This window comes from Clostridioides sp. ZZV15-6388 (genome assembly GCF_020657755.1).
Classification (GTDB): domain Bacteria; phylum Bacillota; class Clostridia; order Peptostreptococcales; family Peptostreptococcaceae; genus Clostridioides.
Window position 1 is genome coordinate 152563 of record NZ_JAGWCU010000005.1, and the last position, 13122, is coordinate 165684.

At 30.4% G+C, this 13122-nt stretch carries 13 protein-coding genes; 12 read left to right on the plus strand and 1 reads right to left on the minus strand.

Features of this window, described 5'->3' with window-relative positions; genetic code table 11:
• The first annotated feature begins 26 nt into the window (after nucleotides 1-26).
• From acsC to hisJ, 12 genes are all read left to right on the plus strand, one after another.
• A complete protein-coding gene (gene acsC / locus KGF48_RS05180) occupies nucleotides 27-1394 on the plus strand; it encodes an acetyl-CoA decarbonylase/synthase complex subunit gamma (protein WP_227829475.1) in 1368 nt (455 codons plus the stop codon).
• A gap of 49 nt (nucleotides 1395-1443) precedes the next feature.
• Nucleotides 1444-2250, plus strand: coding sequence for a carbon monoxide dehydrogenase/acetyl-CoA synthase methytransferase subunit (acsE, locus tag KGF48_RS05185; RefSeq protein ID WP_227433444.1), 807 nt, complete (start codon nucleotides 1444-1446; stop codon nucleotides 2248-2250).
• A gap of 56 nt (nucleotides 2251-2306) precedes the next feature.
• Nucleotides 2307-4433 carry an acetyl-CoA decarbonylase/synthase complex subunit alpha/beta gene (gene acsB, locus KGF48_RS05190; protein WP_227839056.1) on the plus strand — a complete coding sequence of 709 codons (2127 nt, stop codon included), beginning with the start codon at nucleotides 2307-2309 and terminating at the stop codon, nucleotides 4431-4433.
• An 86-nt stretch (nucleotides 4434-4519) separates the two neighbouring features.
• A complete protein-coding gene (gcvH, locus tag KGF48_RS05195) occupies nucleotides 4520-4897 on the plus strand; it encodes a glycine cleavage system protein GcvH (protein WP_003418363.1) in 378 nt (125 codons plus the stop codon).
• 112 nt (nucleotides 4898-5009) lie between these two features.
• Entirely contained in the window at nucleotides 5010-6938 is a 1929-nt protein-coding gene (acsV, locus tag KGF48_RS05200) for a corrinoid activation/regeneration protein AcsV (protein ID WP_227839055.1), read from the plus strand.
• A 67-nt stretch (nucleotides 6939-7005) separates the two neighbouring features.
• Complete coding sequence (locus KGF48_RS05205; RefSeq protein WP_227839054.1) at nucleotides 7006-7878, plus strand: radical SAM protein; 873 nt, start codon at nucleotides 7006-7008, stop codon at nucleotides 7876-7878.
• Nucleotides 7875-8813 (plus strand): radical SAM protein, encoded by a 939-nt coding sequence (locus tag KGF48_RS05210; RefSeq protein WP_227839053.1) that lies wholly within the window; start codon nucleotides 7875-7877, stop codon nucleotides 8811-8813. The genes KGF48_RS05205 and KGF48_RS05210 overlap by 4 nt, the downstream gene beginning before the upstream one ends.
• Before the next feature lie 46 nt (nucleotides 8814-8859).
• Complete coding sequence (locus KGF48_RS05215; RefSeq protein WP_227839052.1) at nucleotides 8860-9675, plus strand: lipoate--protein ligase family protein; 816 nt, start codon at nucleotides 8860-8862, stop codon at nucleotides 9673-9675.
• Nucleotides 9676-9825: 150 nt separating this feature from the next.
• Entirely contained in the window at nucleotides 9826-10017 is a 192-nt protein-coding gene (locus KGF48_RS05220; RefSeq protein WP_227433438.1) for a CooT family nickel-binding protein, read from the plus strand.
• Nucleotides 10018-10035: 18 nt separating this feature from the next.
• The gene (locus KGF48_RS05225) at nucleotides 10036-10452 is read left to right on the plus strand and encodes a DUF3842 family protein (protein WP_227433437.1); all 417 of its coding nucleotides are present in this window, start codon (nucleotides 10036-10038) and stop codon (nucleotides 10450-10452) included.
• A gap of 15 nt (nucleotides 10453-10467) precedes the next feature.
• On the plus strand, nucleotides 10468-10821 hold the full coding sequence (locus tag KGF48_RS05230) for a zinc transporter (protein WP_227839051.1): 354 nt from the start codon (nucleotides 10468-10470) through the stop codon (nucleotides 10819-10821).
• Between the two features lie 211 nt (nucleotides 10822-11032).
• Entirely contained in the window at nucleotides 11033-11812 is a 780-nt protein-coding gene (gene hisJ / locus KGF48_RS05235; RefSeq protein ID WP_227839050.1) for a histidinol-phosphatase HisJ, read from the plus strand.
• A 234-nt stretch (nucleotides 11813-12046) separates the two neighbouring features.
• Here the strand turns inward: hisJ and KGF48_RS05240 are convergent, their stop codons facing one another.
• Nucleotides 12047-12925 (minus strand): DUF4300 family protein, encoded by an 879-nt coding sequence (locus tag KGF48_RS05240; protein WP_227867805.1) that lies wholly within the window; start codon nucleotides 12923-12925, stop codon nucleotides 12047-12049.
• Nucleotides 12926-13122: the final 197 nt, after the last annotated feature.

The following is a 13122-nucleotide window of genomic DNA, read 5'->3' on the forward strand; positions in this document are numbered from 1 at the left end:
ATTGTTAAGGTTAGGGGGAGAAAATAATGGCATTAAAAGCTTTAGATATATTTAAATTAACACCAAAGAAAAACTGTAAGGATTGTGGATTCCCAACTTGTATGGCTTTCTCTATGAAGGTTGCTTCAGGAGCTGTAGAAGTAGGTAAATGCCCACATATGTCTGATGACGCTATAGCGAAACTATCAGAAGCTACTGCACCTTTAATGAAAGCATTAAAAGTTGGTGCTGGAGCATCTGAATATGAACTAGGTGGGGAAACAGTATTATTTAGACATGAAAAAACATTAGTAAGTAGAAATAGATATGCAGTTTCATTCTGTACTTGTATGAGTGATGAAGCAGTAGACGCTAAAATAGCTAACATGAAAAAAGTTGACTATATAAGAATTGGTGAACAAATGAAAGTTGAAATGGTTGTTTTAGAATACTGTGGAGACAAAGATGCATATTTAAAACTAATAGACAAAATAAAAGGTAGTGGATTAGAAGTAGCTTATATTTTAGCTTGTGATGATGCACAAGCAGTAAAAGAAGCTGTTGAAGTATTAAAAGATGCTAGACCAATGGTATATGGAGCAACTAAAGATAACTACAAAGATATGATAGAAGTAGTTAAAGGAGCAAACTTACCATTAGGAGTAAAAGCCGCTAGCTTAGAAGAATTATATGAAACAGTTGAATTAGTTCAATCTGCTGGATATAAAGAATTAGTATTAGATGTAACTGGAGAAAATATAAAAGATACTTACACTAATGCTGTGCAAGTTAGAAGAATAGCTTTAAAAGAACAAGATAGAACATTTGGATATCCTTCAATAGTGTTTGCAAATAGATTATCTAACTCAAATCCTATGATGGAAATTGCTTTATCATCAATATTTACTATAAAATATGGTTCTATAATAGTAATAGATGATATTAGTTATGCTAAAGCATTACCATTATTTGCATTAAGACAAAATATATACACTGACCCACAAAGACCAATGAGAGTTGAACCAAAGATTTACCCAATTAATAACCCAGATGAAAATTCTCCAGTACTAGTTACTGTTGACTTTGCATTAACTTATTTCATAGTTGCTGGAGATATAGAAAGATCAAAAGTTCCAGTATGGTTAGTAATACCAGATGCAGGTGGATATTCAGTTCTTACATCTTGGGCTGCTGGTAAATTTGGTGGAAATTCAATATCTGCTTTCATTAAAGAAAGTAAAGTAGAAGAAGTAACTAATTGTAAAGACATTATCATTCCAGGAAAAGTTGCAGTACTTAAAGGTGATATAGAAGATAACTTACCAGGATGGAATGTAGTTATAGGACCAGAAGAATCTATGGAATTACCTAAGTTCTTAAAAGGATACCAAGAAAAAGCATGCCAAACAAACTAATAAAATATTAACTAACTATTAATATTAAATTTAAAGGGGGACATTATAAATGGAAAAATTTATGATTATAGGTGAAAGAATACACTGTATCTCACCTTCAATAAGAAAGGCATTAGCAGAAAGAGATCCAGCTCCAATATTAAAAAGAGCAAAAGAACAATTAGAAGCAGGAGCACACTATATAGATTTCAATATAGGACCTGCTGAAAGAGATGGCGAAGAGATAATGACATGGGGAGTTAAGCTACTTCAATCTGAATTTAACAATGTTCCTATAGCATTAGATACAGCTAATAAAAAGGCTATCGAAGCTGGACTTAAAGTTTATGATAGAACTAATGCAAAACCAATAATAAACTCTGCTGATGCTGGTTCAAGATTTGATTTAATAGATATAGCAGCTGAATATGAATCAATGGTTATAGGTTTATGTGCAAAAGAAGGTATCCCAAGAGATAACGATGAACGTATGGCTTACTGCCAAGAAATACTAGAAAAAGGCTTAATGCTAGGAATGGAGCCAACTGATATATTATTTGACCCATTATGCTTAGTTATAAAGGGTATGCAAGAAAAACAAGTAGAAGTTTTAGAAGCTATAAAAATGATGACTGAAATGGGACTTTTAACTACAGGAGGATTATCTAATGTATCTAATGGATGTCCTAAACATGTTAGACCTGTTTTAGATAGTGCATTCTTAGCAATGGCAATGGCTAATGGATTTAGTTCAGCTATAATGAATCCATGTGACCCAGAATTAATGAAAACTGTAAAATCTTGTGACATAATCAACGGGGCATCTTTATATGCAGACTCTTTCTTAGAGTTAAATGAAGGTGGATTTGCTTTCTAGGGTTTTTAGGGTATAGTTAATAAAAAATAGGTGTAAATATTAAAGGGGGAAATAGAATGAATCTATATAATATAATCTTTACAGGGTCAGAACAAGCTTTGGGTGCAGCTCAAGCTATGCTAGCTGAAGCTATAGAAAAAAACGGAAAAGAACATAAAGTAGCTTTCCCTGATACAGCATATTCATTACCTTGTATATATGCTGCAACAGGACAAAAAATGAACACTTTAGGGGACTTAGAAGGTGCTTTAGAAGTAGTAAAATCTTTAATCAATAGAACGCATTTATTAGAACATGCTTTTAATGCTGGTTTAGCTACTGCTTTAGCGGCAGAAGTAATTGAAGCATTAAAATACTCAACTATAGATGCTCCATATAGTGAGCCATGTGCAGGTCATATAACTGACCCTATAATCAGATCACTTGGTGTACCACTAGTTACAGGAGATATACCTGGTGTTGCAGTTGTTCTTGGTGAATGTCCTGATGCTGAATCAGCAGCAAAAGTTATAAAAGATTACCAATCTAAAGGTTTATTAACTTTCTTAGTTGGTAAGGTTATAGACCAAGCTATAGAAGCTGGAGTAAAAATGGGTCTTGAGCTAAGAGTTATACCTCTAGGATATGATGTAACTTCTGTTATCCACGTTGTATCTGTTGCAGTAAGAGCAGCATTAATATTCGGTGGATTAACTCCTGGTGATTTAAACGGATTATTAGAATACACAGCTAATAGAGTTCCTGCATTTGTAAATGCATTTGGACCATTAAGTGAATTAGTTGTATCTGCAGGTGCTGGAGCAATAGCTTTAGGATTCCCAGTTATAACTGACCAAACTGTTCTTGAAGTTCCAATGAACTTATTAACTCAAAAAGATTATGATAAGATAGTGGCTACTTCATTAGAAGCTAGAGGAATAAAAATAAAAGTTACTGAAATACCTATACCAGTTTCATTTGCAGCAGCATTTGAAGGTGAAAGAATTAGAAAGAGCGACATGTTTGCTGAATTTGGTGGAAATAAAACTGAAGCTTGGGAGCTTGTTGTTAAGAAAGAAGCAACTGAAGTTGAAGACCATAAGATAGAAATAATAGGACCAAACATAGATGAAGTTGAAGCAGATGGTGTATTAAGATTACCACTTGCTGTAATAGTTAAGATAGCTGGTAAAAACATGCAAGAAGATTTCGAACCAGTTCTTGAAAGACGTTTCCACTACTTCTTAAACTATATAGAAGGTGTAATGCACGTTGGACAAAGAGATATGGCTTGGGTAAGAATCTCTAAAGATGCATTTGATAAAGGCTTTAGACTTGAGCATATAGGAGAAGTTTTATATGCTAAGATGTTAGATGAATTTGAATCAGTTGTTGATAAGTGTGAAATAACTATAATTACAGATGCTGAAAAAGTTTCTGAATTAAAAGGTGAGGCAATAGCTAAATACAATGCTAGAGATGAGAGATTAGCTTCATTGGTTGATGAAAGTGTAGAGACTTTCTATTCTTGTAACTTATGTCAATCATTTGCACCAGCTCACGTTTGTGTTGTTACTCCTGAAAGACTTGGTCTTTGTGGAGCAGTTAGCTGGTTAGATGCTAAAGCTACTAAAGAATTAGACCCTACAGGTCCTTGTCAACCAATAGAAAAAGGTGAATGTTTAGACGATAGAACAGGTGTATGGAACTCTGTAAATGAAACTGTAAACCAAATATCTCAAGGTGCAGTTGAAGCTGTTACATTATACTCTATATTAGAAGACCCTATGACTTCTTGTGGATGTTTCGAGTGTATCTGTGGTATAATGCCAGAAGCAAATGGATTTGTTGTAGTTAACAGAGAATTCCCAAGCGTTACTCCAGTTGGTATGACTTTCGGAGAACTTGCTTCTATGACAGGTGGAGGAGTTCAAACTCCAGGATTCATGGGACACGGAAGACACTTCATATCTTCTAAAAAATTCGCTTATGCAGAAGGTGGACCAGAAAGAATAGTTTGGATGCCAAAAGAATTAAAAGATTATGTAGCTGATAAATTAAATGCTACAGTTAAAGAAATGACTGGAATAGAAAACTTCTGTGATATGATTTGTGACGAAACTATAGCTGACGATTCTGAAGGTGTATTAGCTTTCTTAGAAGAAAAAGGTCATCCAGCATTAGCTATGGAAAGTGTAATGTAATTGATGGAAAATTTAAAATAATGTGATATAATATTAATATGATTTAAATAAATTAATCAATAATATAATATTGGGGGTCTATCGAAATGAAATTATTACCAGAATTAAAATACTCTAAAGATCATGAATGGGTAAAAGTAATTGATGGAGATGTTGTATATATAGGTATAACAGATTATGCTCAAGATCAATTAGGAGAAATATTATTTGTTGAAACACCAGAAGTAGAAGATACTGTAACTAAGGGAGTAGATTTTGGAGTAGTTGAATCTTCTAAAGTAGCTTCTGATTTAATATCTCCTGTTAATGGTGAAGTATTAGAAGTTAATGAAAAATTAGAAGATGAGCCAGAATGTATAAATGAAGACCCATACGAAAACTGGATATTAAAAGTAAAACTAGCTGATGTTGCTGAGCTTGATACGTTATTAAGTGATAAAGAATACGAGGCTGGATTAGAATAATTAAAGACTAGGGATATTATTATAATTGGGGAAAGTATAGTAAAATTTGAGTGCACGCAAATTTAGCTATACTTTCCTTTTATAATATATAGAACAAATTGGGAGGGATATCATGATAAAGGTAAATTTTATGCCAAACAATAAAGAAGTTTATTGTAACGAGGGAGATATATTACTAGAAGTAGCAAGAAATGCAGATATATTCATAGATGCTCCTTGTAATGGAAATGTATCTTGTGGTAAATGTAAGGTGAAGTTGTTAAAAGGTAAGGTTGATACAGAAAAAACAAGACATATAACAGATAACGAATGGGAGCAAGGTTATATATTAGCTTGTTGTACAAAAGTAATCTCAGATATAGAAATTGAAGTTCCTTCTAAAGTATCATCTTCTATGCATGGTATGAAGATAGAAGGTAGTAACAAACAAAAAGATAGAGAAATTTTTGAGAGAGCTAAAAAAATAATAGAAAAGCATAACTTACAGTTTAAGACAAATATAAAGAAGAAATACATAGAAATGGAAGAACCAAACTTAGATGATAATATAAGTGATGTAGATAGATTAGAAAGACATGTTAGAAATCATCTGGGGTACAATGAAATAGATTTTAGATTAGATATACTTAGAAAGATGCCAACGATATTTAGAAAGAGCGATTTTAAAGTTACAATAACATATGTTCAAAAACAAAAGAAACTTACAATCATAAATATAGAAGAAGGAAATAAGGAAAATTCTCTGTATGGAGTTGCAATAGATATTGGTACAACTTCAGTAGTTGTATGTTTAGTAGACTTATATTCAAAAGAAGTAGTAGATAAAGCATCATCTGGAAATGCTCAGATAAAATATGGAGCAGATGTTATAAATAGAATTATATATTCGACTAAGAAAAACGGATTAGAAACTTTACACAAAGCTATAGTTGATGAAACTATAAATCCTCTATTAAAAACATTATATGAAAGAAATGGCATAAATAAGGAGGATGTAGTCACTTTAGTAGCTGCTGGAAACACAACTATGACAAGTTTATTCTTAGGGGTGTATACAGACTTTTTAAGACAAGAACCTTATATACCTCCATTTTTAAAATCTCCAAAACTTATGGGTGAAAATGTAGGCCTTTTTGTAAATGACAGTGCATATGTGTACTTAGCTCCATCTGTAGCAAGTTATGTAGGAGGAGACATAACAGCAGGGGTATTATCAGCAGGGATATGGTCAAGTGAAGAAAATGTTTTATTTATAGATTTAGGTACCAATGGAGAGATAGTATTTGGAAATCAAGACTATATGATGAGCTGTGCATGTTCAGCAGGTCCTGCATTTGAAGGTGGAGGCATAAGCTGTGGGATGAGAGCATCAGCAGGAGCAATAGAAAAGGTGGCTATTGATAAAGAAACTTTAGAGCCTACATTAAAAATAATAGATGAATGTGCGCCAGTTGGTATATGTGGTTCTGGTATAATTGATTTAATTTGCCAAATGATTACTAAGGGTGTAATAGATAGAAGAGGTAAGATATACAGAGATTTAAACAATAAGAGAGTTAGATTTAATGAACATGAAATAGGAGAGTATGTATTAGCATTTAAAGAAGAATTCGATTTGGAAAATGATATAGTAGTAAATGAAGTGGACATAGATAATTTCATTAGAGCTAAAGGAGCTATATATTCAGGAGCATATACTCTTGTAGATAGCTTGGGTATGGATTTTAGTATATTAGATAGAGTTTATATAGCAGGTGGTATAGGAAATAACTTAGATATAGAAAATTCAATAATTATAGGATTACTTCCTGATATCGATAGAGAGAAATTTACTTATATAGGAAATAGTTCACTTGTTGGTTCTTACTTGGCTCTTATAAGTAAAGATGCCAAAAATAAACTTGAAGAAATAGGTAGACAAATAACTTATGTTGAACTTAGTGTTTATCCAAGTTACATGGACGAATTTATTTCTGCATGCTTCTTACCACATACAAATATAGAGCAGTTCCCAACTGCAAAACAACTACTAGAAGAGTAAAATATCAAAATATAAATGCATAGATAGAGAAGTAAAACATAAAAACATAACTGTAGAGGATTAAATTATGTATAAGGATTTGTCTGAAAAAATGAGAACTGCGTTTGACATTAAATTAAGTAATTTCGAAAATGAGATAGAGTTTGCTTATCCTAATCAGACACTAGCTCTTAGTACGACAAGTAATAAGTGTAGTCTTAAATGTGCTCATTGTAATGGTCACTATTTAGAAAATATGATACCAATTGAGGATTATGAAGAAAAAGTTAAATCAAGAAATATAACTAGTTTTTTATTAAGTGGTGGTTGTAGTTATGAAGGTGATGTCCCAATAAATACCCATATACAGACCATTAAAGAATTAAAGGAACAAGGCTACAGATTAAATGCTCATTTAGGGCTTATGGATAAAGAGAGTATTATAGAATTATGTAAGTATTTAGATATAGTTTCTTTCGACTTGGTATTTGATAAAGAAACTATAAAAGAAGTTTATAAAATGGATAAAAGCAAAGAAGATTATATTAAAACTTACAATACAATAAGAGAAAATACAGAAGTAGCACCACATATATGTATTGGTTTAAAAGGAGGAAAAGTAAAAGGTGAGTATGAGATTATAGAATACTTACAAAAAAATCCTCCTAATAAACTGACATTTATAGTTCTTATTCCCACGAAAGGTACTGAATATGAAAATGTAGAACCTCCTAAGTTGGAAGAAGTAGCAGATGTTTTATGTGAAGCGAGAATTAGTTTACCAAATACAGAGATTAACTTAGGTTGTATGAGACCTAGAGGCGTATATAGAAAAGAGTTAGACCAATTAGCTATAATGTGTGGAGTTAATAAAATAGTTCTGCCATCAAAATCTGCTAAGAACAAGGCTATAGATATGAATATGACAATAACTGAATGTAAGGAGTGTTGCGTTTTATGATTAGATTATCATCAGGGACAGCAATAGAACTTGGAATATTAAATAAAAAAAGCGATATACCTCCTACTACAGCATATATAATGATTGGGGAAAAATGTATAAACAAATGTAGTTTTTGTTCTCAATCAATAGAAAGCAGTACTAGAAAAGATAAATTATCAAGAGTAGTTTGGCCAGAGTATTCTAAAGAGGAAATACTGGATGCTTTGAGAGCATATAAGGGAAAGAATATAAAGAGAATATGTATACAATCAATGGCAAGTGAAGAGGCACATAAATCCGTCTTAGATTTTATAAATTATATAAATGGTAAAATAGATATGCCTATTTCATTGTCTGCAAAGTTAGAAAGTAATGAAGAAATAAATAAGTTTTTTTCTGCTGGAGTAGATAAAATAGGAATAGCGATAGATGTAGCAAATAAGGAATTATATGAAAAAATAAAAGGATATAATTATGATGAAAAATTGAATTTTATAACAAAAATGTCAAAGTTATATCCTAATAAAATCAGCACACATATAATTGTTGGTATGGGAGAAAGTCATGAAGACATATACAACCTATATACTTATTTAAAGAAGAACAATATAACTATTAGTTTATTTGCATTTACTCCAGTTAGAGGAACTAAAATGGAAAAAATAAGTCAACCAAATATAGAAAGTTACAGAAGGGTACAGCTAATGTCCTATATGGTAAATAAAGGTTATTCACAAGAATGCTTTGAATTTAAAAATGGATACTTAGAGAATATAAAACTCGATGATGATATTGTATCAGATATAAACAGGGGTTACCCTTTTGAAATAAGAGGCTGTAAGGATTGTAATAGACCGTATTATAATGAAAGACCAGGAAGTACTATATATAATTATTCAAGACCTTTAAATCAAGATGAGATAGATTTGTCTATAAGAGAACTAAATCTGTAAATGATTTCTTGAATATATTTATACTAAAGATTGGGGCGTAATAATCATGAATCAGTGGAGAGTTATACATAATAAATCATATGATGGTGCAATGAATATGGCAATTGATGAAGCTATATTCACTGCATATAAAAAAGGCTGTGTGAAGCCAACACTTAGATTTTACACTTGGAAGCCAGCTTGCTTGAGTGTAGGATATTTTCAAAAACTTGAAGATGAGGTAGCTTTGGATAAGTGTAAGTGCATGAATATAGACTATGTCAGAAGAATCACAGGAGGAAGAGCTGTATTACATGATAATGAGCTAACTTATAGTATAATTATAGGAGAAGATAATCCTTTAATTGATAAAAGTATAAATCTATCTTATAGATATATAAGTGAAGGTTTAGTTAGAGGATTGAATTTAAGTGGTATAGAAACAGATAACTTAAATAGTGGAGAGAGAATAGGTAGAGAAAATTTATCAGCTGCATGCTTTAATGCACATGCATCATATGAAGTTACTATTAATAATAAAAAGGTTATTGGAAGTGCTCAAAGTAGAAAAGATGGTGTTTTGTTACAGCATGGTTCAATAATAATGGATTTTGATGTAGAAAAATTGTTTAAATTAATAAAGACTAAAACACCAGAACTAAAGGAAAGAGCAATGAAATTTACAGCTAAAAAGGCCAGTGGAATAGAGAATGAAATTGGTAAAAAAATAGACATAGATACTCTACAAGCTAATCTAATAAAAGGACTGGCTAGTCAATTTAATGTTGAGTTTGTAGAAGAAGAATTGACTGATTATGAAAAGCAATTAGCTGAAGAATTATATAAAAAATACAAGGATGAAGAGTATAATAAAAAGCGTTAACTTTAATTGACTTTAGGCAAATTAAAGTGATATACTTAAGGTATAATAATATACGAAAATTGAAATCATGAAGGTTTCTTTGGTGTATTGAAATACCTGAGGAAGTCTTTTTTTGATTTTTAATAAAAATCATATTAGGAGGAGATTTATATGTGTGAATCATCAGCTTTCATTTGTAAAAATAACAATGAATTAGAAAAGGTTATGGAAAATGTGGTTAATATAGACCCTTGTGATGGAAAGATTTATTTAACTGATTTATTAGGAGAACAAAAAATAATAGATGGAATAATCAAAGAAATAAGATTGATGGACCATAAGATAATAATACAAGAAAATTAATTAATAGGGGAATTTCATATGATAATAGCAGTGATAGATGGAATGGGTGGAGGTATAGGAGCCCAGATAGTTTCTTCTTTGAGAGAAGAATTACCTACATATGTAGAAATTTATGCACTAGGAACTAATTCTATAGCAACTAGTTCTATGATGAAGGCTCACGCTAATAAAGGAGCTACAGGGGAAAATGCTATAGTAGTATCAGCTAGAAAAGCCAATATAATAGTTGCACCTATTTCTGTAATAATACCTAATTCTATGATGGGGGAAGTCACTTGTAATATAAGTGAAGCTATTGCAGATAGTGAGGCACTTAAGATACTTTTACCTATTATGCCAGAAAATATAGAGTTAGTTGGATTAGAAGGTAAACCATTAGCACTACTTGTAAAAGATTCTGTTAATGTTATAAAAAAAGAATTTAATATAAAATAACAGGGGGAATAACTAATGATGTTTGATAAAGAGATTGTAAGATACCACCATGGGCACCATGACCATGACGACCATTGCCATGAACATACTCATGGAGATATATGTCACGAACATCCACACGACCATGCTCATGACCACGACCATGAACATAATCATGAAGAATCATCAGAGTCTAAAGATGAGAAAACTTTAAAAATACTTTTAGTACATTGGATAAATCACAATGAGACTCATGAAGAAGGATTTAGAGAGTGGGTAGAAAAGGCAAGAGCTATTGGAAAAGAAGAGACTGCAAAGAGTATTGAAAAAGCTATAGAGTGTATGGAAGAAGCAAATAAAATGTTATTAGAGGCTAAAAAACATATGTAAATATGATTGTTAAAATCGCTTATATATTTTGATATAGGCGATTTTTTATGTTTTATTGATATTTAATTATTGAAATTTCTAATGAGTATGTACTATACTTTAATGAGGAAATTTATTATAGACTAAGTTATTTAATATATCTTCGCCTTTAAAAGTTACTGAAGGCAGTTAAGGAGGAGTAGTTCAATTTAATAAAAGGAGAGCATTAGTTATGAAAGATGGTCATATACATTCACCTTATTGTCCTCATGGAAGTAAGGATGATTTTGAAAAATATATACAAAGGGCAATTGATGTTGGTCTAACAGAAATGACATTTACAGAGCATTTTCCATATCCAGAGGGATTTAAAGACCCTGCACCCGAAAATGATAGTTGCATGAATCTTGAAAATTTATCAAATTACCTTAATGATGTTAAAAATTTTAAGCAAAAATATGAGGGGAAAATTAAGATAAATGTAGGAGCGGAAGTAGATTTTCTTGAAGGTTATGAAGAAGGCATAAAAAACAATTTAGATAAATATGGTGATGAATTAGAGGATTCTCTATTATCAGTACATATAATTAAAATTGATGGTGATTATTGTTGTGTAGACTATAGTGTAGAAGCGTTTCAAAATCTGATTGATAAGCTTGGAAGCATTGAAGCTGTTTATAATAAATATTATGAAGCATTAATAAAAGCTGTAAATGCAGACTTAGGTACATATAAACCAAAGAGAATAGGTCATTTAAATTTAGTTAGAAAGTTTAATCAAGTATTTCCATATGATTATGAAGGAAATAAAGTTCTTGAAGAATTAATAAAGTTAGTTAAAGAAAAAGGATATGAACTTGACTACAATGTTTCTGGAAACAGAAAAAAATACTGTAAAGAGCCTTATGTAGATGGATACTTATTAGAATTAGCAAAAAAATATGATATTCCATTGGTTTTGGGCTCAGATTCTCACTGTGCAGAAGAAATAAATAATTATGATATAGGCTAAAGATGTATATATTATAATCTTAAAGTTATGATAATTTATATTTTCAAAGTATTTATTTAAAAGACTGTAAGTAGATTTATGTAAAATAAATCTACTTACAGTCTTTTTGTTAAATTAGAAAATATCTATAGATTTGTTCAGTATTAGAGTTTCACAATTAATATTTTTTCGTTGATATTAGCCTACTTTTACTTATCTTAACAATCATAAAGATAATTTTAATGTTTAGAAATATTACTGCATAAGTTTATCATTTTCCATTATTATTGGGTCTAGTAATTCTACATCTCCTTCTGACATCTTTAATCTATTGAACATATAATTTTTCACATCTTTTTTACTTTTGAACTTAGTAACTTGGTAAGGGGATGTATAACCATATTTTTCCATAAATAAAATATCTTTATCAGTCTTGATACATATACCTGTATGACCTATAAATACATTTTTAGTTTCTGGATAACGAAGAAATCCACTTATAATAGACATATTTTTATTATCTTTAAAAGATATTTTTCTTTTTTTCCATTCTTTTTTTATTTGTTCTGCATTTTTATTTATATCATCTGTGTCTTGAGTTGGTATTGCAGAAAAAAAGTTAATAAATTTTTCTACATCCTTTGAGCTAAATTTTGCATCTCTATTATTCATTATAGTATCTAAATCAATACTTAAATCGATAGAATCTCCAGTAAACTTCTCTTTTGAGTTTATGAAATCTTTAAAAAGTCTAAAAGCTGTTATTCTGCAATTTACATCCATATAGTTAGGAAACTTTTCCATCCAGTTATCTTGTAATTTATCTAAATTATATGGAACCTGCTTTGTGTTAATTGAACTATATCCAGACTTAGATATATTTACATTGTCTTGAAGTATTTTAATTTGAAGTTTGTTGTAGCTCCTAACTGATTTAATAAAAATATCAATATCTTTCTTATCTACTCTATTTTCTTCTAATACATTTTTTACTTGATTTTGTGTCTTTTTATCTATCATGTTTGAGTATACTAATCTGTTATTATCTTTAATAGTTGAATATGCAAAGATTGTAAGCATGCTTGATAACACTAAAACAACTGACAATATTGCTATTAGTAAATTTTTTCTCACCTGTTTTTCTCCTTTATAAATTTATTTTGTCGACATATTTATAGTATATAGTACATTTAATTTTAGCTTCAACATGTTTTTAATTACAAAACTGTTGTAAAAAATATAACTTTATTTAAAACTTTTTTTTAATATATAAAAATATATACTAAATAGGGGTATGTATTTTTTGAATTTTCAACTAATTTATTTGGATA